This is a genomic window from Plantactinospora sp. DSM 117369, from assembly GCF_053764795.1.
Map to the genome: position 1 here is coordinate 6,506,763 of NZ_CM132446.1, position 26,184 is coordinate 6,532,946.

Below are 26,184 nucleotides of genomic sequence, written 5' to 3' on the forward strand. Positions count from 1 at the left end.
CAACGTGGCCCCACACGATAGGTGTATCTACGGTGTATTAGGAGTACGACAGCACTCAGGTAGAGTGTGACCGCGGTCAAGGTCGTTGCTGGAGGAACGGTGTGACCAGGGCAGTCGGGCATCCACCCCAGCCGGACGAGACGGATACCATCGAACGTTTCATCGCCGCTCTCCGACAATTGCGCCTGTGGTCGGGGCTCACCTATCGTCAGCTCGCTGAAAGGGCACGAAAAGGCGGCGATTCGCTACCCGCCAGTACCGTAGCCACCGCATTACACCGCACCACCCTGCCAAAACGGGATACCGTCGAGATGTTCGTACGGGCCTGTGGCCTGGACCAGGCGTCGGTAGCCGCCTGGGTCGCGGCGCGCGACGCGCTCGCGGTGGACGCCGAAGTGACCGCCGTGGAGCCGGGTAGCCTCGCGCCGCCGGCGCCCAGGCCCGACCAACACGAGCAAGCAGAAGTCCGAGCAGCCGGCTGGACCTCGGCCGGCTACCGGGTACCACCGTGGGGCAGCAAGACTCTGGCGCCATGCACCCTGCCGCCCGACGTGCCGGACTTCAGCGGGCGTGCTGCAGAATCGCGCCTGCTGCTGCAGAACCTGAAGGACGGCAGAGGTGCGACACCTATCACGGTGATCGCGGGCATGGGCGGAGTGGGCAAGACAAGCCTCGCCGTTCACGTCGCGCATCTGGCCGCTGCCTCCTTCCCGGATGGTCAGCTCTACATAGACCTGCTCGGTGCCCAGGCGTCCCCGCTCGAGCCGCAGGAGGTACTGGCCCGGTTTCTGCGCCGCCTGGGGGTGCCGAGCCGGGCGATCCCCACCGAGGTCGCGGAGGCGTCCGAGCTGTTCCGTGCCCGCCTGGCGCATCACAGGGTGCTGCTCGTACTGGACAACGCGGTCTCGGAGGAACAGGTTCGCCCCTTGTTGCCCGGTACGGCGACGTGCGCGGTGCTGATCACGAGCCGGAACCGGCTGACCGGACTCGAGGGACCGCTACGGATCGACCTCGAGGTGCTTCCGGCTGCCGAGGCGCTGCAACTGCTCAGCCGGGTCGCCGGCGAGCCACGGGTGCGCGCCGAACTCGTATCGGCCACCCGCATCGTCGAACTCTGCGGCGGGCTGCCCCTCGCGGTACAGATCGCCGGCGCGCGACTGGCCGCCAGGCCGCGGTGGCAGGTCGCCGACCTGGCACAGCGGCTCAGAGATCAGCACCGACGACTCGACCACCTGGTCGCCGGCGACCTGGGCGTCCGCGCCTCGCTCGCGTTGAGCTACCGAGGTTTGGATGAGGAGACGCGCCGGCTGTTCCGGCTGCTGGGCCTGGTCGGCGTGCCCGACTTCCCCACCTGGCTCGCAGCCGCCGCGCTGGACATATCGCTTGAGCACGCCGAGGAGCTGCTGGAGGCCCTGGTCGACGCACAACTGATCAAGTCCTGCGGCAGCGATCCGGCGGGGCAGCAACGCTACCGCTACCACGACCTGGTCCGGCTGTTCGCGATCGAAGAGAGCCGCGCGGCCGGTGACGACCCGGAGGCCGCCCTCGGCCGGGCACTCGGTGCGTGGCTTTGGGTGACGGAAAGGATGGCCAACGTCATACCCGGTCCGTGCTATGCGGCGATCAGCGGACCAGCGCCGCGCGTGGTGCTTGCTGGTCTCGAGGAACGCCTCACCCAGGTCGACCCCATCCTCTGGTTCGACGCCGAGTGCGCGGCCCTGCAGGCCGTCGTACGCCAGGCATGTGCCCTCGATCTCGACGACCTCGCGTTCGACCTCGCCGGCTGCATGGAGAAGTACTTCGACGTACGTGGGATGTACGGCGACTGGGTCACCGTCAACACCGAGGTCATGACGACATGCCGCCGCGCCGGTAACCGTCTCGGCGAGGCCGTCATGCTGCGAGGGCTGATCGACGTAACCACCTGGATCAGCGAGGGCCGCACGGACGAGGCCATGGCACGGCTGCACACCGAAGCGTACCGGCTGCTCGAGATGTTCACGGCGCTCGGACACGAGGCGGGGGCTTCCGACGCCGCCGTGATGTGCTCCTGGGCGTCGACCGCCGGCGGTGACCACGCCGCGGCGGTCGAGACGGCGACGACCGCGCTACGACTGGCCGAACACGCCAACCATCCCGGCGGTCAGATTCGGGCCCATCTGGCGCTGGCGGTTGCCCACTACGAGCAGGCGAACTATGAGGTCGCGGCCACGCACCTCCCGCTCGCGCTGAGCCAGGCGCGGAAGCTGGGCAATCCGCGCTGCGAGGCGACTGTCCTCCAGTTCGCGGGTATCGCACACCGCGAACTCGGGATGCTCGATTCGAGCGAAAAGCTGCTCACCGACTCGTGGGCGATCTCCCGCCGTTACCAGGACACCTACACGGAGGTCCTGACCATGCTCGCGTTGGCCCGGCTACAGCTACGGCGCGGAGATTCCGAGGCACGGGCGACCGCGAAGACGTCACTGCGGCTCAGCCGTGAGTTCAGCATGGATCACCATCTGGCCGAGGCACTGGAGATCCTGGGCAAGATCGAAATGGCCGAGGGTCGCGCGTCACAGGCCATCCCGTATCTGGAGGAGTCCGTCGCGATATGGCGTACCCGTGGCTGGCGCTCCCTGCAGGCGGCTGCGCTGACGAGTCTGGGCCAGGCGTACACGGGGATCGACCGGTCCGAGGCGCGGCGCGCCTTCGACGAGGCCCGGACGATCTACCTGCGGCTGGGCAAGCAGACAGTGGCCGACGAGCTTCGGGTGCTGGTCGACGAGCTGGTGTGAACCGCCACTGTCCATCTCGATGGGTTGGCGGCTCGGGCGGCGGGTCTGCGACCGGTTGCCGCGTCGTTAGGCACGTATGCGGCCTCATCGCCCAAAGGTGATGGACTTCAGCAGGTTTACCCTCACCGCCTTGTAGTGATCTGAAGCTACTCGACACCGCACATGACCAGTGAACCTCTTTCAACCTGAACTGCGCGGCGCTCACACACCGCGTCGGACCTCGCCCTCCGACGGACCGCAAGGGGAGGTTGAAAAAGGTTCAGTCAAGGCCGTCCCGCTGTCCACGGAACGATCAACCCGCCGCTCAGCACAACGATTTCGAGGACAAAGAACAAGCTCAGGCTGGCGTGGCGTCGAGATACCCTGCCGCCTGTGTGAGAAAGAGGTCGGCATAGCGGCCCTGGGTACGCATGAGTTGGGTGTGCGTACCGTGCTCGATTACCCGGCCAGAATCGAGCACGTAGATGCGGTCGGCGCTGCGGACGCTGGAGAAGCGGTGAGAGATGAGTAGGACGGTGCGGCCAGCGAAGAGATGACGGATGCGGGCAAATAGGTCGGCTTCGGCCTGGGGATCCAGGGCGGCGGTGGGCTCGTCGAGGATGATGAAGGGGGCATCGCGGTAGAAGGCGCGGGCGATGGCGAGTTTCTGCCACTGCCCCCCGGAGAGGTCGGTGCCATCGGTGAATTCGCGACCGAGGACGGTGTGGTAGCCGTCAGGGAGGCTCTCCAAAAGGGTGGCGACGCCGGCGGATTCGGCGGCGTGTCTGATGCGGCTGTGGTGGGGTTGGTCGTCGACGCGACCGAAAACGATGTTGTCGTGGGCGGTGAGCTTGTAGCGGACGAAGTCCTGGAACACCACGGCGCAGCCGTGGCGCAGTTGGTGCAGGTCGGTGGCGGGGCTGCCGTCGCGGACCAGTGTTCCGCCAGTGGGCGCGTACAGGCCGGCAAGAAGCTTCGCAAGGGTAGTCTTCCCGGAGCCGTTGGCTCCGACGAGGGCGATGATTTCGCCTTGGTGGAGTGAGATATCGATACCGTAGAGCGTGGGGCGGTCGGCCCCGGGGTACGTGAAGGTCAGGTCGCGCGCACGCAGCGTCCTGAATGGGCGTACGGGTTCGGTGAGTCCGGGCGCTGGCTCGACGGCTGCGGCCGCGAAGTTGTGTAGGTCCTTGAGGAAATAGAGGGACTGGCCCACGTCGTTGAGCATCTGACTGGCCATTCCCATGCGGCTCGACAGCAACCAGAGTCCAGCCATGCCTGTGGAGGCGGCGGCCGGGGACACCATGCCGGCGTTTATCAACGCCCAGACGGAGACGATGACACCGACGATCAGGGCGCCGGACAGGAGTTTGGCGCCGATTTCGCGTCCCGCATGAGTGCGGAAGAGGCGGGCCATGCCGTTCAACTCTTGGACGTATTCGCTGTCCCAGCGGGTGTGAAGGGTGGCGCCGAGGTCCAGGGCCCGGATCTCCTTGGCCTCGTCCCGGCCGATGAGCAGTTGCTCCAAGTACTGGCGGCGGCGGTGGTTCTCGGCCAGGGAGTGGTGCATTGTGTACACGGCGTTGCGTCGGTCCTTGGCGGCCTTGAACAGCGGCCACGCGCTGAGGGTCGCTAGCGGAAGCAGCCACCAGGCGATGGTGATGAACACGGCCGCAATGGCCAGCACGGTCAGCGCCGCCTGCAGTATCGCGACCAGCATCATGACCAGCATGGCTGGCTTGTGCCGCGAGGCGTGTACCGCGCGCTGTAACCGGTCGTGGAACTCCGGGTCTTCGAATTCCCACAGCTCGGTGTGGGCGGCGGTACGCAACACCAGTGAGATGACGTGCCGGTCCACCCGATCGGTGAGGAGCTGTTGCCGCATCCCACTGAGCGTCTGCAAGATGCCACCCGCCGCGCCAAGGGCGACCAGCACCATTATCCCGGATACCAGCCTCCATTGGTCGACTCCGGCACGGCCCCCGCCGGCGAGGGCCATCACGTCGTTCACCATGCCCCGCAACAGCAGCAACGCGCCGGCCAGGCCGACCGCAGTGATCAGTTGAAGCCCCACCACGGTGAGGACACCGCGCCGGTCCGCCGCCCAGGACATGCGTACGGCCTGTACCGCCGCCGCGCACATGTCGCGGACGGTGAGCCTGGGCGTCACCTGGTCCACCGCTCGATCCAGTTGCGGTGCTCGGTGCTGAGGAAGGCGGTGTGTTCGGCGTAGTAGAACGTGTGGCCTGCGCCGGGGAGGAGGAGTAGGCGGGCAGTGCCGCCGTTGGCGACGATGGCTTTGTAGAGCTCGACGGATTGTTCGGGGGCGGTGGCGGGGTTGGTGTCGTTGGTGCCGTGGGCTAACAACACCGGCCGATCGAGCTTGTCGGCGAACTCCAGGGCACTGAAAGCCCGGTAGATGTCCGGGGCCTGCCACAAGTGGCGTTTTTCGTGTTGCCAGCCGGTCGGGGTGAGGGTGCGGTTGTAGCAGCCGCTGTGCACGATCGCTGCACGCAGCTCGGGGACATGGGCGAGGGCATAGAGAGCGAGGGTGGCACTGAAGCTGTGCCCGCCCACCAGCATCGGGCCGTCCACGATGGCCATCGCCGCGCGCACCGTCTCGACTATCTGCGGGTGCAGGGATTCCACTGTGGCGTCGGCCGGCCAGTGTAGCGGCAGGTCCAGGTGCGCGACCGCGTGTCCGGTATCCAGCAGCGGGGGCTCCGTTACCCGGTCTCCAGGGCGGGCGTTGCGCAGCCACAAGACTGTTGCTGGCTTTCCCGGGTGCTGCGTGAGCCTGGCCTGGTGGTACCCGGTCTCGATACTGATCCCCGTTGGGTGGGTTGGTTCGGGGGCCGGTGTCGCCTCCCACGGCGCCGGCTCGTGCGGAGCCTCCGGGACCGGACGAGGCGAGCCTGAACCGTCCACCGATACGGTCAGGCTGGACCAGGACAGGCCGTCCTCGGAGGCGGGGTCATCCTCGGCGTACTCCAGATAGAGCTCGCCGCCTAGGGCGGCCAGACGCCGGACCACCAGCGGGTGGGTCAGTCCGATCGCCTGGCCGGTAGCCGGATCCAGCGCCGCGGGCTGGGCAGCGATGAGAGCGGCGAGTTCGGGTAGGGAAGGCAGGAACTTGACGTACATCGGACCCGTCGCCTCCAGCGCCACCGGATTCCCGTGTGCCGGCGGGGTTTTTGCCGGCGGGGGCGACGGGAGGAGCAGGACGAGGCGGTCGTCCACCCAGACTTGAGGGGGCCATGCGTGGGAGGTCGCGGCCCGCACCTGGTCGAACACCGTGACGGTCTGGGTGGCGTAGTCGGCCACCCACGGATGGGCACGCCGGTCCCGCACCACCAGTCCTGCGACGAGGGGCCGTTCGGGGTGCCAGGCCAGTTGTGCGGGCAGCACGTCGGTGAGCGGCAGGATCCAACCCGGCGACGTGTGGTCTGCGTGGATCTCGATGACCGTCGGCCATGCCCGGTCTACCGCGAGCCCGGCCAGGTCCGGGTCCACCCGCAGTTCACGCCAGTACGTGGCGGCGGGATTCGCCTGCGAGATCGAGGATTGGGCCGGGGCGGTCAGCCGCGCCCACGCGCCGTTCGGTGAGCTGTCCCTCCAACTGTTAAGCATGTGCAGTGACCACGATCGAGTTGATCAAGGCCTTGACCGGGCCGATTCCGGAGACCGGTTCGCCGACGGGTTTGCCGGCGGCATCGAGGCCCTGCGCGCAGGGCACACCCATCTCCGCCATCGCTCCGGGTGCTGCACCATCGGGTCTGAGCACGGTTTCGGCGACCGCGTCGCGGCGGGCCGGCTCCATACCCGCCACAAGCTTCTTCAGTGCCCGGCAGGATGGGCAGGACTCGGAGGTGTAGAGCTGTACGCTGTACACCGCATCGGTGCGTTCCACGATCTGCTTTTCCTTTGCTGCTTCGATCGCGCGGGCACGGTGGTCCACCGCGAAGACGACACCCGTGATCAAGGCGGTTGCTGCTACCGCGAACCCGACGCGCAACGCCGTCTGGTCGCCGGGGCCCATGAGTAGAGCGATGACTGCCAGCAGCGCGCCGGCGGCGTTCATGAGGACGTGGGTGCGACCTACCGAGGCCAGCCGCGCCAGCCCGAAGCAGGCGCACTTCTGGCCGCGCAGCGCTTGGGCTACGCCGGTCAGCGCCAGGTACGCCACCAGGCCACCCACCGCGGCAAGGCGGCCAGGCACCACGATAAGCAGCACCGCGCCGACTAGCTCGGCGGCGGCGATCAGCCGCGGGCCATGCGGCGCCGCCAGGGGCCCACTGCGGATCGGCCAGGACAACTTCTCGGTCGGCGCCGCCAGCTTCGCCACACCGGAGGCGACGAGGGGCCCAGCCAGGACCGCCACCAGCAGATCAGCCAGCATCGCTCAGCATCACCCAACCGGCCGCGATCAGAGCCTGGGCCAACTGCCCTTCCGGTACGCCGCCAGCCAGCAGTTCATTGATTGCCTCTGTCTGCGGCTCATCGCACTCGGCGATCGCCAGATTCACGCCGTTCACTAGGACCGCTCCGCCGTACGGCAATCGGGTCAGGGTTACCTGGGGCGCCAGTTTCACCGTGCTCATGCTTGACCTCGCATCCAGTGGTCGGTCCACACCAACCGCAGCAGGGCCAGGGCGTTCTCGCTCATCTGCCGAGGGTCGCGCAGTGCCGCGGCGACCTGCTCGGCCTCGATCAGACCTGCCTTCGCCAGGGGGGAATCAGCGACATACGCGGCCAGCTTGTCCCGCTGCGCATACAGGTGCTCCGCAGCGGCCAGGCGCAGCCAGTAACCGGACGCCGCCCGCCGTACGCCGGTGACGCCGTGCGCCTCGATCGCCTGCCACAGCGGCAGGTTGTTCCGAAACACGCCCTGCTCGATCCGGCCAATGTCGTCGGCCGAAAGGGCGGCCACCGCAGCGAGGACCTGCGGGTCGAGGGCTGGCAGCACCGCGCCGGCTCCCCCGCGCTCGGCCAGAGCGGCGTCGGCCTTGCCCAACACCGGCGGGAGGGACTTGATGTGTTCTTCCCACAGCGGAAGGCGCAACTGTCGCGCGATGTCGCATTCCTCCCGGCCTGCTTCGGTCAGACCAGGCATGAAGTTCGTTCCCGCCAGCACCGGCGGCGGCTGGGCACCGGGCTGCTGCTCTGGTGTGCCCTCCACGCTGGCCATGGGCGTATACACGGTCTGTTCCTGCAGGAGCTTGCGCGCCTCGGCCAATGTGCGCAGGGTGCCGGCCACGTGGAACGGCTCGCATTCGAGGAGCTTCTCGTCGCTGATTTCGGCTTCGGGCAACCGGATCGAGACCAGGTCCTCCAGCAGTGTCCCGGTTGCCAGCGGCAGCTCCACCGCCGCGGACAACTTCGCTACGAGGCGGCGGCGCACCTCCACCTCCGGCGTCGGGGGTCGTGGTACCTCGGTGGCAATCAGGTGATGGTCCAGCAACTCTGAGACATCCATCGGTACCCGTCGCAGCTCCAGGCCGGGTATCTCGGGCACCGGCAAGTGCGCGAAGGCCGCGCCCAGATCCGCGTGCACCAGTAGCGGCCGCTTGCCCGCCTGGTACGCCGCCACCGCCAGGAACGCCGAGGAAAGTCCACCGCTGTAGGCGATCCCGAACGCACCATCCGGTAGCGCCGCACCGACCACGTCGATCAGTTTCCTCTCGGGGGCAGGCAATCGTGGTGCCTGCCGCTCTACCCGCACCCCAGCGGCGTCCACCCGCACCACCGTGCCGAGCGTCAGTCGTTGAACCCCAGGCACACCCAGCGCGTCATCCGGCGCCGGTACGTTGCCGTGCACCAGGGCGAGCAGATCCCACGCCTCCGGAGCGGGAACCGCCGCGCCACCGGCAAAAGCCGCCAGATCCTCGCCCCACTCCAACCCCGAAGGATCGATCCGGTAATACATCGGCAGCGTCGACGGCAGCTCTAGCGCCAATTCAAACGAATCCTTCGAATTGGCGATTCGCAGCCCGGGAACCATCGTCCCCGGACCACTCGACCGGACGCCACGCTTGGTTATTTCAACTCGATTCATGCCCGATATACCTCTAGATACGTCTCCTTGACAGGAAGGGATGTACTCACCACTTCGCCGTCACACTCCACCCATGCGTAGAATCCTGCCGGTGGCATCGCAGGCACCGCTTCCCGGCCTAGGTGGAACGAAGCCGGGAAACCCAACCCGCGCAGCCCTGCCGTCACATACAGCGCGTCCTCCACAGGTCCCAAGAACCCAACACTGGTACGCTGCTCGACCCGCAACGAGGCCACCACGTCGCCGACCCGCCGCGCCGGGCGATCCGGTGTCACCTGGGGCCACGATTCGATTCTGTACGCCCCCACGCCATCCCGTACCGACTCCAGAAACTCACGCGCTTCCATCGCCGCCATCCTTACCATTACGGAAACCCCTTCCCTTGCACTCATATCCAATTCTGGAGTCGCAGCGTGGGCAGTCAAATCCTTCCAGGCGAGCAGCATCAGTGGGCAATCCATCTCGATCGCACCAGGTCGGGCCGCTCAACGAGCGGCCCGACCCAGCTTCGAAATTGAGCGATCGGCACCGCAACCCCATCGGGGTTAGCGTCAACAACCAAGACAGAAATGTCTCAGCCGACGCGGCAGTGACCGTCCGCATCCGCCCAGCGGCAGTACAGGCCAGGGCAGCACGTATACGTGAATAGACACATACGGCCATACGGCTGACATTCTTGAGCCACAGTGGACTGGGCCGCGAACATGTGCTGCTGGAGGCTATTACTAGCCAGCCTGTCAACGACAGAAGTCGTGATCATAGTTTCACCTCCCCCCGTTGTGTAAATCAAGTCGCCGAAGCGAATCTTCAGCGATTACAACATGATGATCGAGCCCGGGTCGAGGACCAACAGGGCCGTCGATTCGACTAGCATCGAATCGACGAGGTCAACTGGCCTACGCGTTTTCATCGGCCTGGGGCATGGATCGGCGGGTGAGGGCGTTGCCGAGGGGGGCTACGCCGGTACAGCACGCGCCTGCCGTCACACCCGCGTTGCGTTGCCCCACCCGCAACGAGGCCACAGCGCCGTCGACCCGCCGCGCCCGGGCGACCCGGTATCACCTGCAGTACCGACCCCAGCGACTCACACGCTTCCATCGCCGCCGTTCTCCCCATTACCGGAACTCCTTCGCTTGGGCTCATATCCAGTTCTGGAGTCGCAGTTATGGGCAATCACGTCCTTCCAGGCGGGCAGCATCAGTGTGCAATCCATCTCGACCGCACCAGGTCGGGCCGCTCAACGAGCGGCCCGACCCAGCTCTGGAATTGAGCGATCGGCACCGCAACCCCACCGGGGCTAGCGTCAACAACCAAGACAGAAATGCCTCAGCCGACGCGGCAGTGACCGTCCGGCACCCAATCGTTGTACAGGCGGCAGTACAGGCCATCGCAGCACGCGAACGTGAAGAGACACGTAGCGCCTTCCCTTCCACATTCCTGAGCCACAGTGGACTGGGCCGCAAACATGTGCTGCTGGAGGCTATTACCAGCCAGCCTGTCAACGACAGAAGTCGTGATCATAATTTCACCTCCCCCCGTTATGTAAATCAAGTCGCCGAAGCGAACCTTCAGCGATTACAACATGATGATCGAGCCCGGGTCGAGGACCAACAGGGCCGTCGATTCGACTAGCATCGAATCGACGAGGCTAACTGGCCTGCACGTTTTCATCGGCCTGGGGCATGGATCGGCGGGTGAGGGCGTTGCCGAGGGGGCTACGCCGGTACAGCACGCGCTTGCCGTCACGCCCGCGATCGAGAAGCCCCGCCTTGTGCAGGATGCCCAGGTGATGGGAGACGGTGCCGGCCGACAGGTGGTGGCGCCGGGCGAGATCGGCGGTGGTGTGAACGATGTCAAGGTCGGCCAGCAGCGCGGCACGGGTCGCGCCGAGAAGCTCCGTGAGGTCCCGCGATACCTGCCTAAGCGGCTGCCGTCCCGACGCGGCGGTGGCTCTTCCGGCGGCGGGGAAGTAGATGGCCACGGTGTCGTCGGGACGGCTGGTCATGAGAATCCGGTCGCTCATGAAGGCCGAGCCGACACACCACAGCCCCGAGCCGGCGGTCAGCCGGGCGCGTGGCGGGATGTCGACGAGGAGAGTGTCGCCGCTCCAGGCGAGGTGCCGACTCATGTCAGCGATGGCCGCCTGCACCCCGCCGGCGGCGAGCAGTCGCGCCCGGTGATCGAACTCCAGTTCCAGGTCGGCCCGCAGCCCGTCCCAATACGGGGCCAAGGCCGCCTTCCAGTAGGTTCTCAGCTCATCCGCCAAAGTGGCCAGGTAGGCGTCCTCACCGCGCGCGTCCAGCAGGCGAGTGGCCAGCGGCAGAGCGGGGTCGACCAGCCCCATTCGCTTCGCACCCGTGATGGCGCCGGTCAACTCCTCCCGGATCGACCCTGTCGGTGTGGTCACCAGTGCATGTAGCTCCTCGTCGAGTGAGGACGAGCCGCCAGCCGCCACCGGCAGGAGGAAGTCCGGCAGGTACCCGCCCAGCCCGACGATTTCGCGCAACAGGCGCGGTCTGCCCGGCGTCAGCCGGCCACGCACATCGCTCCACCATCGCCGGATCCACGGCGTCTGGTCGCCTCCGGTGGCCGCCCACAACGACAGGGTGGCCTCGCTCAGCATCGACCAGCCGAAGCGGACATGCCTGAGCCCTTCGGCGGGAATCTCAAGCGCCTGCACCACGCCGGCCCTCCCCGCCGCGCAGCCGGTGGGAGCCGCGGGGCACCGGTCCATCCAGGCCCCGGCAGGTGAGGGCGCGACCAGCCCGGCCCGGATCACGTCCGCCACCGCAGGGGGCGGGCGGCGACGAACCGTTCGGATCTGTGCCTGGCATCCCGTCGAACATCCGTTTCGGCATGGCTGCGGGTATTTCCGTTCTCCATCGGACAGGCGGAAGAAACATGTGCAACCTCCATGGCACACCCGTCGGCCGGACATCCATGCGACCGGGAAAGGCGTCATAAACGGTCCTCGTCGGTCCCGGCGGACACAAGATCGAACGCCGTCCGGGACACTTCCGAACGACTCCGAACGCCCCTGCGTTCAACCTTCGAGGCCCTCTTGGTCAGGATGGTGTGAGACACCTCGCGTGAACGCGGGATGCTGACCTGGGACGGGATCGGAGACCCTCGTGTACGTCGCCGAGTAAAAGGGCGCCCCGAACGGCGAGAAGGGGGCAATCCTGCGTCGGGAGGGCGCCTATTCGTCGCATGTCATCGAGTGGGCGAGGGCGTGGCGTGGGCTTGCTGGGCGGCGGTGCGACAGACACCAGCCGCCCGGCCCGGCGGTCGAAGAGAAGGGCCGACGAGGCCGGACTGGCGAGGCTGCGCCGTCAGAACGAGACGCCGCAGGCCGATCTGAAGAAGACCTGAATGGCCGTTGGACAGCATGGGAAAAGCACACGCGCTCTTGGAATCGCCCACACGGTCCTTGGTCTCGGCGAACGGCCCGTCGGTGACTGGCCGGCGCCCCTCACCGTCGCACTGGACGAACGTCCCCTCGGGGCCGAGTGCCTGACCGTCGACGAACTCGCCGTTCCCCTCGATCCGGGCCGCGAAGTCGCGCATGTACTGAACCTTTTTCAACCTCCCCTTGCGGTCCGACGGACCGCACGGTCGGACGCGGTGCGTAAGCGCCGCGCGGTCCAGGTCGAAAAGGTTCACTGCACGTGCGCCGAGATCTCCTCCGGCGCCCACTGGTCTGGGGTGACCTGAACGGAGACCGGCGCCTCGACCGGGTCACCCTGGGCATGTCCAGCAACTTCGACCGGTGCGCGGTCCATGTCCAGTGGAGCGGCACCGGCACGGCCGAGGAACACCTGTACGTTCCACCGCGTGCGACCTTGCCGGTCACCCACTGCCTGGGCATGGGGACCGCCGTCGACCTGGGTGGCGACGGAAAAGTGTCGAGCTGGTTCTCGGATCGTTCTACGGCGAGCCGAACGGCGCCGACGGTTCGATGCTGGTCCTCCGCAACTTCGTCCCCGGGTGCTGACCACCGCCGACATCCAGCTCAACGAAATCGGCACGGCGGACTTCAACGGCGACGGGCTGACCGACGTCTTGTGGTGGAGCAACCAGGGCGAGGGCTTCGGCACCTTCCTCAACACCGCCGCTGGGCAGTTCGTGCCCGGGCCGGTCAAGCAGGATGAGGGTGAGATCAACGACTATCAGTTGGCGGACTTCGACGGCAACGGGGCGACGGACGCCGTGATCGCCTTCCACACCGCACCGGCTACGCCAGGCAACGGCGTGGTCATGGCCTTCGACGACGGGACGAAGGAGTGGCTGCGGCACAGCCGGGTTTCGGAGACCGCGAGCGGGACGCCCGCTTCGGTGCGTCGTCGCCGTCAGTTGCTGTGGGACGGCTCCCTGCACCTTCAGCGCAACAGGTACGCGGTCAGCCGGTCGGCGAGTTGCTTCGGGTGACTGAGCGCCACCGAGTGACAGCCGTCGATCTCGTCCGGAACGACGCCAAGCCGGTCGGCGGCCACCCGGCGCTGGAAGTCCGCCAGGAAGAACCGGTCCTCGCGGGCGATGAGCACCTCCGTCGGCACGTCCGGCCAGGCGTCCAGAGGCCACGGCTCGTTCCACTCCGCGCTGACCTGCTCCCGGCCATGCGCCGCAGCCTCCGCGACAACCTCGGCCGGCACACCGTTGTAGAACTGCTGCTCCTCGCTGAGCCCCTCCACGCCGCGGTAACCGGTGTTGCCCCACCAATCCCCGGGCCTCTCGCCGGGCTCCGGGACCATCGGAGTGAGCAGGACAATCAGCCGCACAGGCAGCTTGTCGGCAATCAGTGGCGCGGTGAACGCACCGTACGAGTGTCCGACGACCACAAGGTCGCTCCGGTCACCGATCGCGTTGACGACCGTTTCGCGGAACTCTGCAAACCCCGCCGACCTGTCCCCGATCGGCAGCTCCGGCACCACCACGTCGTGGCCGCGGCTGGCCAGCTCAGGGACCAGAAGATGCCAGTCCCAGGCGCTGCCCCCGCCGCCATGGATCAGAACAAAAGTCGCCATGCCCCGAAGCCTCACACACGGGCACGACAGCTAGCCACGCGGCCCGGTTCGCCACACCCGGTCAGCCGCCGAAGACCTCACGTGGCACGATGCGCGCCGCGCCTCCAGCGCTGTCCCCGCATCGACCGCACCTGCCGCCGACGGGCGTGCCGCTTCCGGGTGCCGGTGCCGTCGTCGAGATGCCGGATCAGGTAGGTGATGATCACCATGGCCTCGAAGAAGCCGTGCAGCGACGACATCGGCACCCGCCCGCGCCCGCGACCTGGCGGTCCAGGATGCGGATCAGCAGGGACAGCGCCTGGTCCCAGGCTCGGTCGTCGCCGACGACTGCGAGGCCGTGGATCGCATGGTGCCGTACCGGTCGTCCGCCCGGTCGCCGTCGGACCGGGGTGAGGGCGAGCAGGGGTCCGATGGTGTCGATGACCGGATGCCCGACACAGCGGCCGAGCTGGCGCATGGTCAGGTTCGTGCGCCAGATCCGGGTTCGGCGTCCTCAACACCGACGAAGTTGAGGTTCGTTCCGCCAGTGCTCGAAGGCGCAGGTGGCGCAGCAGTTCGTCGCGCCGCCCCGACTAACGGGAGGCTCCACTCATGATCCATGAGGCAGGCCTAGGCCTTTCGCGCGACCGCCCCGTACATGGCGATGTCCTTGTCTGCGATCCCTGGCGCCTCGGACCCGTCCGGGCGCCACTTGTGAACCTGGACCAGCCCCGGCTCGACCAACTCCAAGCCGTCGAAGAAACCCAGCGCCGTGGCACGGTCGCGGAAGATGAGGGTCTCACCGAGCCTGTTGTACTCCCGCTGGACCTCAGCCAGCGGGACCGGGTCGAATTCATCGGTCGCGATGGACATCGCCAGGTAGCTGCCCGCCGGCAGCACGTCCAAGACCTGCCGTACGACCCGCCGTGCTTCCGCGTCGTCCTCGATGAAGTGCACGATCGCGATCAGCAGTAACCCGACCGGCTGACTCAGGTCGAGGGTCCGCAGGAACTCCGGCGCCGTGATGATCGTCTCGGGGTCGCGCATGTCCGCCGCCACGTAGGCCGTGCGTCCCAGTGCCGTCCCGACCATCAGAGCCTGCGCGTGCACGAGCACGATCGGATCGCTGTCGGTGTAGACCACACGTGCGGTCGGGTCAACCGACTGCACAACCTCATGGAGATTCGGTGATGTCGGCAGCCCGGTGCCGATGTCGAGGAACTGCCGGATCCCGCACTCGGTGACCAGGAAACGCGCCACCCGGTGCATGAAGGACCGGTTGGCCTGCATGTGAACCCTCAACGCGGGCCATATCCGCAACGAGTTCTCGCCGGCCTCGCGGTCAACGGCGAAGTTGTCCTTGCCGCCCAGGATGTAGTCGTAGATCCGTGCGCCGTGCGCCCGGTCGGCTCGCAAATCGACTCCGCGAGCATCCTCGCTACGACGTTCCACCACTGCCTCCGCAAGACGATGTCGTCACTCGTGCAGGCGACCCTACATCGGTCACGCACCGTACCCAGCCCCTCTGTGGACCGGTCCGGGCACGGTGGACGGGCAGCAAGCCGGGTCGCTGCTCGCGGTCCAGTGCCGTCTCAATCACCCACCCTCGGCCTGGGCCACCTCCAGATCGAAGCCCTGATCACCACCGCACGACAGTCCGCCAACCCGAACGACTTCGCCCTGGTCACCATGCTCGGCCTCCTTGGGCTACGGATCGACGCCGGCGTCAGCCTCCGCACGTCCAGATCGCCGCCGCCACGTCGATCCCCGCACGTCCATGCGCTACGACCGCGCCCGCAAGAACCTCGACCGCCGCCCCAACTACATCCTCGCCGCCTCCATGGCCTCTGGGACGTGACCATGCCGACGAGCGACCCGGCCGATGTCAGTACGCCGGGGATGCCCTGCTGGTCGCGTGAGGAAGACCTACACACGATCCAACAGCTGTAGCTCTCCGCTGCGGATCATCCAGTCGTCCCAGTAACCGAGCCGCCCGCAAGCGACACAGCGGCTCGTGATGGCGATCGCTCGGATTCCGTCACCACCGACATAGAGGGAGTAGCCGACCTACACAGCCGCACCTCATGCACGTCGTAACCCTCGGCGCCCTGCCCCATCGCGTACTCGGTGAGGTCCTCGAGGCTTCGCCGATCGGCCAGCCATCGGCTTCGCTGATCACCACAGCCGTCATCTCACCATGCCGGAGCCCTCCACCGCGACGCGCGCTCATGGCCGCGGGCCGCGCTGCGCTTACGCACCGCGTCCGGCCTTGCCGTCGGACCGCAAGGGGAGGTTGAAAAAGGTTCAATCATGCGGATTCGCGCAGTACCAATCTCGTGGGAAGGATAAGGGACGCGGTTTCCCGGCCCGCGATCAATTCGATGAGTACTCGGGTCATTTCCTTTCCCAAGGACTGAATCGATTGGTGAACCGTGGTCAATGGTGGATCGGTTCGTTCGGCTATTCCTAGATTGTCGAAGCCCACGACCGCCACGTCCGCCGGTACGGACCGACCGGCCTCGCTCAGCACGCGCAGGGCGCCGGCCGCCATGTTGTCGCTGGCAGCGAACACGGCGTCAAGATCCGGATGGTTGTCGAGCAGCGTTGTCATCGCCGCGGCGCCGCTGGCCTCGGTGAAGTCACCTTCCGCCATGCCGTACGGGGTCAGACCCGCCATGATCATCGCCTCGCGGTAACCGCGGTAGCGGGCTGCGCCGGCCTCAGTGTCCATCTCGCCTGTGACGGTGACAATACGGGTTCGACCGAGGCTGATGAGATGCTCAGTAGCGAGCCGTGCCCCACCGAGGTTGTCGGAGTCGACGTACCACTGCGGCTTGAAATGCAACGGCCGGCCGCCGTACACGGCCGGCAGGCCGGCTCGGCGCACAATGTGGGTCAGCGGGTCGTCTCCGCGTAGGGCCATCAACATGATGCCGTCGACGCCCCGCGTGTTCAGCAGGTTCGTGAGCCGGGAACGGCCCCGACCGGAACTGGCCAGACACAACAACAGGTGCAAGTCGGTGTCCTCGAGCGCCGAGGAGACACCGACGATGACCTGACCGAAGAACGGATCGGCGAACAGCTCAGGATCGTCGTGGGGGATGGCGAGGGCGACGATTCCGGTCTGTTGGGTGGCCAGGGCACGAGCAGTGCGGTTGGGCAGGTACCCCAGTTCCTTGATGGCCCTCTCGACGGCGTCGCGCGTGGCGCGACTGACGTGCGGCGCCTTGTTGAGGACCCGAGACGCGGCAGAGCGTGACACACCGGCGCGCGCGGCCACCTCATCGAGCGTGGGCTGACGCCGAGTCGTGTCTGTTTCCATCTCGATGCCGCGTCCTTCCTGCCTAACGTCGGGGACAGGCCGGCGACGAAGGCACCCGGCGTGGCTCGCTCGGCGCCAACCCGGCTACCGGCGGTGCTGACGTCGCTGGTAGATGGTATCGGCCTCCGACGACCATGGTCGATACGGTCATGCCGGGTACCACGCACCAACATGCGATGCGCTGCCAGGGCCATGGGCATCTTCGAGTAGCCGGACCTTGGTAGATCCTTCCCGCAGCTCCTCGTCACGCGGTGGAAGCGCACACGAACCTTGATCCGCGCTCGCGCGCCGTCGCGCCGCCCGAGTCGGAGAGTGAACCAGCGTCACGGCCTGGAAGCGGTTCCAGTCTTCTCCCCGCGAGGACCGTGCGCCAGAACCGTGGACTCGGGGAGCAACCTTGACTTTCGCTCGTCGGATGCTCACCATTAGATCGATGTAACTGGATGGAATCATGCTGGAAGCGCTTCCAGCAAGGCTCCAGCCTTGGGCCCGTGGGAGTTCACCAGCGCCTCAACGCGGGACGTCACAGAGCACCGACCGCAGCGCGGTGATCAGACAGGTGGAGGTCGATCCGTCAGCTTCGGAATCACCCGGACGTCCACTCAGAGCGCTTCCCCTCGCCGGCTGCGTGATGGCGACGCGGTAGGGAGCGGATGAGGCGAACGTGTTCTGACCCACCACGGCACCGTCGCTGGCGGTCCCGAGGTTGACGGAACCGCGGGTCCAGGCACCCAGCACCAGTTCATGTCGATGCACTTCTCAACGCTTTAGGAGACTCGCAATGAAACGACCCGCCCGTCCGCTGCTCGCGCTTGCGGCCGCGCTGACAGTGGCGGTCCCGGCGATCCTGTTCGGCTCGTCGGCCGCCCACGCCGATCCGATCAGCCAGACCAGCGGCTTCTACGTCAATCCCCAATCCAGCCCCGCGTCATGGGTCGCCGCCAACCCTGGCGACGGACGCGCCAACGCGATCAGAACCGAGATCGCCCAAAAACCGATGGCCTCCTGGTTCGGCAACTGGAGTGGCGACATCACCGCTGCAGTCGGCAACTACGTCGCAGCTGCGGACGCCGTCGACAAACTTCCCCTGCTCGTGGCCTACAACCTCCCCGGCAGAGACGCCTGCGGCGGACACTCCGGTGGTGGTGCCGGAAGCGTCGCCGCCTACGACGCATGGATCGCAGCCTTCGCCAGCGCTATCGGCAACCGGCCCGCTGTAGTGGTCCTCGAACCAGACTCACTGGGCGACTTCAACTGCATGACCCAGGCGCAGATCAACGACCGCGTCGGCATGCTCGCCCGCGCCGCCAACCAGTTCCGATCCAAAGCGCCCAACACATGGGCCTACCTCGACGCCGGCAATCCCGGCTGGGTCGACGCTCGGACGATGGCGCAACGCCTCAACATGGCCGGCGTCGCCAACGCCCACGGTTTCGCGCTCAACGTATCCAACTACTTCACCACCGGCGAGAACACCAACTACGGCAACGCGGTTGTCTCCACGCTGCGTAACGACTTCGGATACACCAAGCCCTACGTGATCGACACCAGCCGCAACGGCAACGGCTCCAACGGTCAGTGGTGCAACCCGGCCGGCCGCAGGATCGGCACGCCGACCCAGATCGGAGGCGGTGCCGAGATGCTGCTGTGGCTCAAGACACCGGGAGAGTCCGACGGCAATTGCGGGGTCGGAGCCGGATCCAGCGCCGGGCAATTCCTGCCCGAGGTGGCCTATAAAATGATCTTCGGATATTGAGCTGGCTCCGCACGACGATCACCAAGTGAGCCGGTTCGCCCGGTGCAGACAAGCGAAGTGCCCCTCCCGCAAGAGGAACTGACGGCACCGGCTCACCGAAACTCTTGCGGGAGGGGCACTTCACAGGTGGGGCACTGACAGCTGGGTGGAACACCTGCTGAAGACTCGACTCCCGCACAAGCATCATCACCAATGAACCTTTTTCAACCTGAACCGCGCGGCGCGTGCGCCCCGACCTGGGGTTGAAAAGGTTCAATCGTCGTTCAGGTACTACATCCGACCGAAAACGGCCAAGATCAGCTATCCGGAACTGCCGAGCGCAGTGCGTGTGATCATGGCGAGGTCCAAGCTTGGCCTCGCGCGCCGATGGCCCGGGTACTGCACCGGCAGTCGGGTGGTCAGCCGGCGTAGCGGGGCTCGCTGAGCCGGCTGCGGAATTCCGCGTGAGCGGTCTGGAAGACGTGGTTGAGCCGCTCGAGTTCGGACTCGGTCGGTTGTCGACGCAGCCCGACATCGATCTTGAAGTCGCCTTCTACGATCGCCACGTCGAGGCGGTCGAGCAGGTCGGCGGGAAGCCTGGTGATGACGAACTCGCGGAAAGCGTCGGCGATCGTGCCCGCCATGTCGCCGCACCCGCAGGTACGGCCATCCAGGACCGCACCGAGGTGGCTCCGGCCGATGATCGCGTCCGGGTGTACGGGATCCATGACGGTCAGGCCCTCCTCCAGGACCGTGCGGGCCTCCGACAGCCGTGCCTCGTGCTGGAGAAACAGACCGAGGGCGATGCAGGCCCTCCCGACCGTGTCGTGGTCGGCGCCGCGGCGCGCCTGGTTCACTGCCTCGGTCAGCCGTTGCTCCGCCGGGCCCACCTGGCCGGCCTCCTTCAGCGCGAGACCCCAGTTGCGCAGCACCTGACTCCGCAGCTCCGGACGACCGATGCGCTCCGCCCTCGCGTGCGCCGACGCGTACGTGCGCAGCGCCGCCTCGGCATCGCCGGCTTCGTCCTGGGCCATCGCCAAGCCGAGCGCTGCCATCAGCGCCTCTTCCTGCCGGCCCTGGCGGTCGTATGAAGCGAGCACGCGCTCGATCGCATCAATCCGCCCCGCCTGGTCACCGAGATCACGGCCGAGGTTCGCCAGCGCGGACAAGGCGTTGAGCGTCGCCTGGTGGTCGACGCCGAGCCGCTCCTCCAAAGCGGCGACCAGGGAGGTGAGCAGGGACTTGGACGCTGGATCGTCATGGTCCAGCATCTGGGTGACGGCCCGCCCGAGCTGCTCGACGACCTCGTCCGGCAGGTGGTGCAGGCCCGCGAAGAGCGGCTCGCCGCTGCCACCGGCATGCACAATCGCTGCTCGCAGCGCCAACGCGGAGGCCACCCGCTCGTGCCCGTTGCGCCACAGGTTGGCCACCGCCTCCTCGACGACCTGCCGGGCACCTGCCACATCGCCACGCTGCCGCAGCAGGTCCGCCAGCGGTTCGAGGCCGAACGCGTACCCGGCATGCTCGCGACCGTAGAAGGCGAGCCGCTCCTGAACGCCCTGGCGCAACTCCGTCTCCGCCTCGTCGAGTCGTCCGGCCATGCGGAGCGCCAAGCCCAGATTGAGTCGGTAGGTCAACTGGTCCTTGCGGGACTCGTGATCGCGCGGCGTCGCGGAGACGGCGCGGCGGTAGCACTCGATCGCGCGGTCGCGTTGATCGGTGTTGAGCAGCACATTGCCGAGGTCGCACTGGGCCGAGGCCCATTCCGGGCTGCCGTGACCGTGTTTGTCCGTGGCGGCCTGCAACTCGCGCGTCACGAGGTTCTCCGCGTCGCCCATACGACCCTCCCGCAACAGCGCGAAAGCCACCTCGACCGGAGTGAGGGATGTCGTCACGACCTGCAAGCTTAGGCCCGTCCTACCGACGTTCGCACCCTGGGAACACCTTGAGCGACGCCCCGCCCAGCCCGATCGACCAACCATGATCGGCCATCCGCATCTGGCACCCCTCGGTGTCGTCAAGCGGCCGCGGCAAGGGTTGTTCTAGGCTGGAGTGCGGCGGATCCGGGAAGTGACTTTCCGAAGTGTCGATCATGCGATTCGGGTCGGCCGCGCCGGATCGCAGAGTCGCCCCCACGAGTCCTCCGGGACCCGTCCCGAGCTGCTTCGCGTCGGCCACCATCTGCCGGTAGACGATGTCGGACAGCCGCCGCTTCAGCGCCCGTAGCCAGTTCATCGGGGTCTTGCCCGCAGCCAGTCCACCCCGGTAGTAGCGACGCCTTCGGTGTCACGGCGCAGCCTGGCCGATAGGGATGATCTGCGGTGCCCGGTTGATCCGCCGGGTACCGGCTTCGATCCTGTACGGAGTTCACACCAGCCTGGTATCGATCTGCCGGTTCGGCCGCGTCCCGGTGCTGGCCAGCGGCTTCAAGATTGTGGGACGCGGTCACGACGAGGCCGTGATTTTCTGGGCCGTTCGTGCCGGCAAGGTGTTGGCTGAGCTGCAACGTCGCGGCTGGACGGTGGTTGACGCCCGGCGAAGCGGGGGCGCCCTTGCCGTGCCGGGCGGTGGCCACCAGCCGCTGCCGCAGCCGTTGGAGGCGCTCGGCGAAACGCGCTACCCGGATCGCGCCGGAGATGTACCCGCGGGCGCCGGTGAGAGGTCGTTGCACCGAGGACCCCGCTTGCCGGGTACGCGCCATCAGAAGCGTCGAGGCCAGTCCGGCACCAGCCTTCGCCCCGCACTACCAGCGACGGACTGATGATCGGGATCGATTCCGTCAATCGATCAAGCATCATCGGAGCAGGGACGACTGTGACTTTGTCGTCGTGCAGTACGTGTTGACCACTGCTGTGAACCTGGGGTCAGCAGACAGTCCATCGAGGTGTACGTGAACAGCTCGCGCGTCAGCCTCGACAGACTCGGCGTGCTCCCTAGACCACGGCGCGGGCAGCCGCCCTCGATCGAGGCAACTGGGCATGCTGGGCCGAACAGGCGTACGATGGGGTCATCCCGGAAGCGACGACATCCCAGCCTTGAGGTGCCCGCCATACCGGCCCACCCCCCAGAGGGGGATGTCGTGTCCAACCATCTCCGCACCACCCGAGGCGCGCCGATCGATTCGGCCACCACGGCATCGCCGAAGCCCTCGGCCGCACGGTCGACGACCCGGGTACCACACACCCGCACCGGCGCCGCCTGGTTCGGGATCTGCGCCGCCGCGCTCATCTGCGTGGTGCTCATCGTCTTCATGCTGCAGAACACCCGCAGCGTCGAGGTCACCTTCCTGTGGATGCAGGGCACTCTGCCGTTGGCCCTGGCCCTGCTGATCGCCGGTGTCGGCGTCGCGATCCTGACCGTGGTGGTCGGCGCCGCCCGCATCACCCAACTGCGCATACTGTCCCGCCGCCAGCGTCACTGATCTGCGCCCTGGAGCTGGCCGTACGACGAGCCTGGGCGCGAAGACCGGCTGCGGTTGCGCAACCGCGCCTTCCGCGACCCCGCCGCCAAGCTCGACGCCCCGGCCTGCCATTCTCCCGACTGCAGCCCTTCGCCGGATCCCTTGCGGCGACGGGCAGAAGGAACCTGCCATGACACACGCCACTGCTACCAGCCGCGCGACGACGATCTCGCCAACGCCGCCATCGACTCCACGACTGCGGATGGAACCCACCGGCTCCCGCCGTACCCTCCTGGACGGCGGTTGGTGGCCCCGCTCGACCGACCCGGTCGCGGAACTGCCGGGTCTCGTCCTGGCCATCGACAAACTACGCGGACCCGTCACCAGGCTCGTCCTCGCCGCCGACGGCTGGGACACCCACCCCCGCCGGCTGGGGTTGGCCGACCGGGTCCTCCGGCTGGGCTACTTCAGCAGCCAGCCCATCAGCCTGATCACCGCGCTGTGCGCCAACGGCGACCGCGTCGACCTGCTGATCGTCCCGCCGGAGACCGCGAGCGACACCGCCGACGCGGCGATGGTCCTCGCCGCCGTCACCAGCAACAAGGTGCACCCCCAACACATCCTGCTCGCCGTCACCACGTCCACTCCCGCTGCGGTCGATGACGCTCCCGCAGCCGTCTGGGAGGACGAAGGCGGTCAGCCAGGTCTCACGCCGCCCCGGGCCTTGTCGGACGCGCGGTAAGGCGGCATCGTCCCACCGGCGGTGCGGGCAGACCACGGTGGGGCGGGGTTTTCGGTACCTCGCGTACCCGGCGGCACCACACGGCGGCGTACGGCGAGGTTCCTGAGGAGGACGTTGTCCTTGCACTCTCGGGCGGCGAGTGCTAGACCGTAGCTAGCACTCGCCCTTCGTGAGTGCCAGCCGAATGGGATGAGCCCTTTGTGGGCGCGCGCGATGTGTTCGTCGCAGGTCGGTCCGAGCAGTGCTGAACGTCGGCACGACGAGTAGAGGACGACACAGATGGCCAAGTTGATCGTATTCGGTGAGGACGCCCGTCGCGGCCTCGAACGCGGCATGAACATGCTCGCCGACACGGTAAAGGTGACGCTCGGCCCCAAGGGCCGCAATGTCGTGCTGGGTAGCGGATGGGGTGCGCCGACCATCACCAACGACGGCGTGAGCATCGCCAAGGAGATCGAACTCGACGACCCGTACGAGAAGCTCGGTGCCGAGTTGGTCAAGGAGGTCGCGAAGAAGACCGACGACGTGGCCGGGGACGGCACGACGACGGCCACCGTCCTGGCCCAGGCGCTGGTGCGGGAAGGACTGCGCAACGTGGCCGCCGGGGCGAACCCGGTCGCACTCAAGCGCGGCATCGAGCAGGCCGTGGTCGCGGTGACCGAGGCGCTGCGCCACCAGGCCCAGGAGGTCGAGACCAGGGAGCAGATCGCGGCCACGGCGTCCATCTCCGCCGCCGACCCCGTTGTCGGTGAACTCATCGCCGAAGCGATGGACAAGGTCGGCAAGGAAGGCGTGATCACCGTCGAGGAGGGCAACACCTTCGGCCTGGAGCTGGAGTTCACCGAGGGCATCCGCTTCGACAAGGGCTGCATCTCGCCCTACTTCGTCACCGACACGGAACGGATGGAAGCCGTTCTCGACGACCCGTACCTGCTCATCGTCGAGAACAAGATCTCGAACCTGACCGACCTCCTCCCGATCCTGGAACAGGTCATGCATGCGGGCAAGCCGCTGGCCATCATCGCCGAGGACGTCGAGGCGGAGGCCCTCGCCACCCTTGTCGTCAACACGGTCCGCGGCACCCTCACCTCGGTGGCAGTCAAGGCGCCCGGCTTCGGTGACCGCCGCACGGCCATGCTGGCCGACCTTGCCGCCCTCACCGGCGCTCAGGTCGTCAGCGACACCGTCGGTCACACGTTGGGAAACGTGACCCTCGACATGCTCGGCCGGGCCCGCAGGGTGGTCGCCACCCTGGACGAGACCACCGTCATCGACGGCGCGGGTGACCTGGGCCAGATCGCCGGGCGCGTCGCGCAGCTCCGCTCCGAGATCCAGCACAGCGACTCCGACTACGACCGGGAGAAGCTACAGGAGCGGCTGGCCGCATTGGCCGGCGGCATCGCGGTGATCAAGGTCGGTGCGGCCACCGAGGTGGAACTCAGGGAGCGTAAGCACCGCATCGAGGACGCCGTCCGCAACGCCAGGGCCGCCATCGAAGAGGGCCTGCTCCCCGGCGGTGGTGTGGCGTTGGCCAACGCCGCGGGCACCGCGTTCGACAAGCTCGACCTGGCCGGTGACGAGGCCACCGGCGCGAACATCGTACGGGTCGCGCTCACCGCGCCGCTCAGGCAGATCGCCGACAACGCCGGCCATGAGGGAGCAGTGGTGGCAGAGAGGGTCAAGTCACTTCCGCCCGGCCAGGGCCTCGACGCCGCCACGGGCGAGTATGTCGACATGATCAAAGCGGGCATCGTCGAACCTGCCAAGGTGACCCGTTCCGCATTGCAGAACGCTGCGTCGATTGCCGCGCTGTTCCTGAGCACCGAGGTACTCATCGTCGACAAGCCGTAGCCGGCCGGGCGCCGGGTCGGCGGTCAGCCGCGACCTCGGGTCTGGCACCGACCGGGCCGGCCAGCACGGCCCCGGCCGCACTGACCGACCCGGGCAGGGGATGAAGCAGATCGACCCGGCCGTCTCCGGACGACCGGGTCGATCTGGGCTCAGGCGGTGACGGTGAGCTGGTTCTTGACGCTGGTGACGCCGGCACCCGACCACGCCACGTTCTCGGCCTGACGGCGTTCGGCGCACGAGCGTACGGCCCCCCGCAGCGTTACCTCGGTGCCGTTGACCTCCGCCTCGACCTGCTCGGCGTCGAGCTGGGCGTTGCGCCGGATCGCCGAGCCGATCGCCGCTTTCAGGTCGGCGGACGCCGATGCGGTCGCCATCAGCCTGATCGTGTTGCTGACCGCCGTGACGCCCTTGAGATACATGACCGCGCGTGCGGCGGCCTCCCGCTCGTAGTGGCGGGTGACGGTGCCGGAGAGGGTTACCACACGATTGCGGACCTCGACCGTAACAGCGTCGGAGGGTACGTCGACCGCCCAGCCGAGCATCTGGTTCGCCGCCTCGGCGATGTCGCTGTCCCTGGCGCCGAACGCGCCCGGGTCGCGGACCACGATGTCGACGGTGACGGCCTGAACACCCGCCACCCGCATGGCCGCCCGTTTCGCCGTATGCCGCTCGGGCAGCGTGCCCACGTCGCCGGAGAGTGTGACCACGCCGGCGTTCGCCAGCACCACGAGATGCGCGGCGTCGATGCTGGAATCGAAAGTCAGTTCGTTGGTGACGTTGGTCCGCAGGTCCTTGTCACTTACCTGGACGGTCTGTGTCATGGGCCAACCCTGACCCTCCGGCCGCCAATATGCCAGCGCATTTGGTGCATATTCAAATATATCTTGAGCTTGATTCTCAACTGCCGGCTTTTAACATGTTATGCAGACCTTTTCTGGTGTCATCGGTTGTCACCTGAGTGCCTGACGGCGACGCTGTCCGAAGCGCCGTGCGCCGGCGGGTGGCCGGCATCCTGGTGTAGATAAGGGCGGGCACCGTCACCAGCAGTACCCCGAACGCCGTGGCCATCAGCAGCGCGATGCCCATGGGGAGCCGCCCGTGCGCCCCCAGGAAATGTACGTCGGTCGCCGGCCGGAGAAAGGACCGCCGAGTGGTTGCGTCCGGAGCGTCCCGGAATACGCGCCCGGGCGAGGTGTCATCCCGCCGGAGGTGGTGGATTCGCGGGCCGGCCGGGGCGGGAGTACGGGGGCGTGTCGGGCACTCCGCCGTCCTCGGGTGAACGCGAACCGCCGATCCGGGCGCGTCGGGGCGTAGCCTTCGGGC

22 protein-coding genes and 2 pseudogenes are annotated in these 26,184 nt (G+C 67.3%); 6 read left to right on the top strand and 18 right to left on the bottom strand.

Annotated elements, in window-relative coordinates; genetic code table 11:
• Window positions 1-101: 101 nt before the first annotated feature.
• On the top strand, window positions 102-2,777 hold the full coding sequence (locus ACSMXO_RS27705) for an ATP-binding protein (RefSeq protein WP_455414435.1): 2,676 nt from the start codon (window positions 102-104) through the stop codon (window positions 2,775-2,777).
• A gap of 337 nt (window positions 2,778-3,114) precedes the next feature.
• Here the strand turns inward: ACSMXO_RS27705 and ACSMXO_RS27710 are convergent, their stop codons facing one another.
• The 9 genes and pseudogenes from ACSMXO_RS27710 to ACSMXO_RS27750 form a co-directional block, all read right to left on the bottom strand.
• Window positions 3,115-4,932: an ABC transporter ATP-binding protein gene (locus ACSMXO_RS27710; RefSeq protein WP_455414436.1), complete on the bottom strand. Its 1,818-nt coding sequence runs from the start codon at window positions 4,930-4,932 to the stop codon at window positions 3,115-3,117.
• On the bottom strand, window positions 4,920-6,383 hold the full coding sequence (locus ACSMXO_RS27715; RefSeq protein ID WP_455414437.1) for an alpha/beta hydrolase family protein: 1,464 nt from the start codon (window positions 6,381-6,383) through the stop codon (window positions 4,920-4,922). The genes ACSMXO_RS27710 and ACSMXO_RS27715 overlap by 13 nt, the downstream gene beginning before the upstream one ends.
• A complete protein-coding gene (locus ACSMXO_RS27720) occupies window positions 6,376-7,152 on the bottom strand; it encodes a hypothetical protein (RefSeq protein ID WP_455414438.1) in 777 nt (258 codons plus the stop codon). The genes ACSMXO_RS27715 and ACSMXO_RS27720 overlap by 8 nt, the downstream gene beginning before the upstream one ends.
• Complete coding sequence (adfB, locus tag ACSMXO_RS27725; protein ID WP_346258369.1) at window positions 7,142-7,354, bottom strand: actinodefensin-associated protein B; 213 nt, start codon at window positions 7,352-7,354, stop codon at window positions 7,142-7,144. The genes ACSMXO_RS27720 and adfB overlap by 11 nt, the downstream gene beginning before the upstream one ends.
• Window positions 7,351-8,754, bottom strand: coding sequence for a hypothetical protein (locus ACSMXO_RS27730; RefSeq protein WP_455414439.1), 1,404 nt, complete (start codon window positions 8,752-8,754; stop codon window positions 7,351-7,353). Before ACSMXO_RS27730 ends, adfB begins: the two co-directional genes overlap by 4 nt.
• Window positions 8,755-8,804: 50 nt before the next feature.
• Window positions 8,805-9,254, bottom strand: coding sequence for a hypothetical protein (locus ACSMXO_RS27735; protein WP_455414440.1), 450 nt, complete (start codon window positions 9,252-9,254; stop codon window positions 8,805-8,807).
• 1,202 nt (window positions 9,255-10,456) lie between these two features.
• Window positions 10,457-11,491, bottom strand: coding sequence for an ArsR/SmtB family transcription factor (locus ACSMXO_RS27740; protein ID WP_455414441.1), 1,035 nt, complete (start codon window positions 11,489-11,491; stop codon window positions 10,457-10,459).
• Between the two features lie 737 nt (window positions 11,492-12,228).
• Window positions 12,229-12,471, bottom strand: a pseudogene (locus ACSMXO_RS27745) (hypothetical protein); the annotation flags it as partial.
• Window positions 12,468-12,626 carry a hypothetical protein gene (locus ACSMXO_RS27750; protein ID WP_346258372.1) on the bottom strand — a complete coding sequence of 53 codons (159 nt, stop codon included), beginning with the start codon at window positions 12,624-12,626 and terminating at the stop codon, window positions 12,468-12,470. The pseudogene ACSMXO_RS27745 and the gene ACSMXO_RS27750, both read right to left, overlap by 4 nt.
• A 169-nt stretch (window positions 12,627-12,795) precedes the next feature.
• On the opposite strand from ACSMXO_RS27750, the gene ACSMXO_RS27755 reads away from it, so the two are divergent.
• Complete coding sequence (locus ACSMXO_RS27755) at window positions 12,796-13,236, top strand: FG-GAP repeat domain-containing protein (protein ID WP_455414442.1); 441 nt, start codon at window positions 12,796-12,798, stop codon at window positions 13,234-13,236.
• Here ACSMXO_RS27755 and ACSMXO_RS27760 read toward each other — a convergent pair.
• From ACSMXO_RS27760 to ACSMXO_RS27780, 5 genes and pseudogenes are all read right to left on the bottom strand, one after another.
• Complete coding sequence (locus ACSMXO_RS27760; RefSeq protein ID WP_455414443.1) at window positions 13,188-13,832, bottom strand: alpha/beta fold hydrolase; 645 nt, start codon at window positions 13,830-13,832, stop codon at window positions 13,188-13,190. The genes ACSMXO_RS27755 and ACSMXO_RS27760 overlap by 49 nt on opposite strands.
• Window positions 13,833-13,909: 77 nt before the next feature.
• Entirely contained in the window at window positions 13,910-14,071 is a 162-nt protein-coding gene (locus ACSMXO_RS27765) for a hypothetical protein (protein ID WP_455414444.1), read from the bottom strand.
• A gap of 134 nt (window positions 14,072-14,205) precedes the next feature.
• A pseudogene (locus tag ACSMXO_RS27770) lies at window positions 14,206-14,307 on the bottom strand (IS5/IS1182 family transposase); the annotation flags it as partial.
• Between the two features lie 134 nt (window positions 14,308-14,441).
• A complete protein-coding gene (locus ACSMXO_RS27775; RefSeq protein WP_455414445.1) occupies window positions 14,442-15,263 on the bottom strand; it encodes an SAM-dependent methyltransferase in 822 nt (273 codons plus the stop codon).
• Between the two features lie 856 nt (window positions 15,264-16,119).
• Entirely contained in the window at window positions 16,120-17,133 is a 1,014-nt protein-coding gene (locus tag ACSMXO_RS27780) for a LacI family DNA-binding transcriptional regulator (protein ID WP_455414446.1), read from the bottom strand.
• A 781-nt stretch (window positions 17,134-17,914) separates the two neighbouring features.
• On the opposite strand from ACSMXO_RS27780, the gene ACSMXO_RS27785 reads away from it, so the two are divergent.
• Entirely contained in the window at window positions 17,915-18,889 is a 975-nt protein-coding gene (locus ACSMXO_RS27785; protein WP_455414447.1) for a glycoside hydrolase family 6 protein, read from the top strand.
• 398 nt (window positions 18,890-19,287) lie between these two features.
• Here the strand turns inward: ACSMXO_RS27785 and ACSMXO_RS27790 are convergent, their stop codons facing one another.
• Window positions 19,288-20,763 carry a tetratricopeptide repeat protein gene (locus ACSMXO_RS27790; RefSeq protein WP_455414448.1) on the bottom strand — a complete coding sequence of 492 codons (1,476 nt, stop codon included), beginning with the start codon at window positions 20,761-20,763 and terminating at the stop codon, window positions 19,288-19,290.
• A gap of 22 nt (window positions 20,764-20,785) precedes the next feature.
• Entirely contained in the window at window positions 20,786-21,103 is a 318-nt protein-coding gene (locus ACSMXO_RS27795; RefSeq protein WP_455414449.1) for a hypothetical protein, read from the bottom strand.
• Window positions 21,104-21,947: 844 nt separating this feature from the next.
• On the opposite strand from ACSMXO_RS27795, the gene ACSMXO_RS27800 reads away from it, so the two are divergent.
• The 3 genes from ACSMXO_RS27800 (at window position 21,948) to groL (ending at window position 24,861) form a co-directional block, all read left to right on the top strand.
• The gene (locus ACSMXO_RS27800; RefSeq protein ID WP_455414450.1) at window positions 21,948-22,289 is read left to right on the top strand and encodes a lipopolysaccharide assembly protein LapA domain-containing protein; all 342 of its coding nucleotides are present in this window, start codon (window positions 21,948-21,950) and stop codon (window positions 22,287-22,289) included.
• Window positions 22,290-22,530: 241 nt separating this feature from the next.
• Entirely contained in the window at window positions 22,531-23,010 is a 480-nt protein-coding gene (locus ACSMXO_RS27805; RefSeq protein ID WP_455414451.1) for a DUF5994 family protein, read from the top strand.
• Window positions 23,011-23,289: 279 nt separating this feature from the next.
• Window positions 23,290-24,861: a chaperonin GroEL gene (gene groL / locus ACSMXO_RS27810; protein ID WP_455414452.1), complete on the top strand. Its 1,572-nt coding sequence runs from the start codon at window positions 23,290-23,292 to the stop codon at window positions 24,859-24,861.
• A 149-nt stretch (window positions 24,862-25,010) separates the two neighbouring features.
• Here the strand turns inward: groL and ACSMXO_RS27815 are convergent, their stop codons facing one another.
• Together ACSMXO_RS27815 and ACSMXO_RS27820 are read right to left on the bottom strand one after the other, a co-directional pair.
• Window positions 25,011-25,682 (bottom strand): BON domain-containing protein, encoded by a 672-nt coding sequence (locus ACSMXO_RS27815; RefSeq protein ID WP_455414453.1) that lies wholly within the window; start codon window positions 25,680-25,682, stop codon window positions 25,011-25,013.
• A gap of 76 nt (window positions 25,683-25,758) precedes the next feature.
• Window positions 25,759-25,947, bottom strand: coding sequence for a hypothetical protein (locus tag ACSMXO_RS27820; RefSeq protein ID WP_455414454.1), 189 nt, complete (start codon window positions 25,945-25,947; stop codon window positions 25,759-25,761).
• Between the last annotated feature and the right edge of the window lie 237 nt (window positions 25,948-26,184).

Excerpts from the sequence above, each read along its gene's own strand:
- ACSMXO_RS27795 (WP_455414449.1), bottom strand. The coding sequence starts at position 21,103 with ATGAACTGGCTACGGGCGCTGAAGCGGCGGCTGTCCGACATCGTCTAC.
- ACSMXO_RS27760 (WP_455414443.1), bottom strand. The coding sequence starts at position 13,832 with ATGGCGACTTTTGTTCTGATCCATGGCGGCGGGGGCAGCGCCTGGGAC.
- ACSMXO_RS27785 (WP_455414447.1), top strand. The coding sequence starts at position 17,915 with ATGAAACGACCCGCCCGTCCGCTGCTCGCGCTTGCGGCCGCGCTGACA.
- ACSMXO_RS27820 (WP_455414454.1), bottom strand. The coding sequence starts at position 25,947 with ATGGGCATCGCGCTGCTGATGGCCACGGCGTTCGGGGTACTGCTGGTG.
- ACSMXO_RS27735 (WP_455414440.1), bottom strand. The coding sequence starts at position 9,254 with ATGCTGCTCGCCTGGAAGGATTTGACTGCCCACGCTGCGACTCCAGAA.
- ACSMXO_RS27780 (WP_455414446.1), bottom strand. The coding sequence starts at position 17,133 with ATGGAAACAGACACGACTCGGCGTCAGCCCACGCTCGATGAGGTGGCC.
- groL (WP_455414452.1), top strand. The coding sequence starts at position 23,290 with ATGGCCAAGTTGATCGTATTCGGTGAGGACGCCCGTCGCGGCCTCGAA.
- ACSMXO_RS27815 (WP_455414453.1), bottom strand. The coding sequence starts at position 25,682 with ATGACACAGACCGTCCAGGTAAGTGACAAGGACCTGCGGACCAACGTC.
- ACSMXO_RS27805 (WP_455414451.1), top strand. The coding sequence starts at position 22,531 with ATGGAACCCACCGGCTCCCGCCGTACCCTCCTGGACGGCGGTTGGTGG.
- ACSMXO_RS27765 (WP_455414444.1), bottom strand. The coding sequence starts at position 14,071 with ATGTCGTCGCTGCACGGCTTCTTCGAGGCCATGGTGATCATCACCTAC.
- adfB (WP_346258369.1), bottom strand. The coding sequence starts at position 7,354 with ATGAGCACGGTGAAACTGGCGCCCCAGGTAACCCTGACCCGATTGCCG.
- ACSMXO_RS27730 (WP_455414439.1), bottom strand. The coding sequence starts at position 8,754 with ATGGTTCCCGGGCTGCGAATCGCCAATTCGAAGGATTCGTTTGAATTG.
- ACSMXO_RS27715 (WP_455414437.1), bottom strand. The coding sequence starts at position 6,383 with ATGCTTAACAGTTGGAGGGACAGCTCACCGAACGGCGCGTGGGCGCGG.
- ACSMXO_RS27720 (WP_455414438.1), bottom strand. The coding sequence starts at position 7,152 with ATGCTGGCTGATCTGCTGGTGGCGGTCCTGGCTGGGCCCCTCGTCGCC.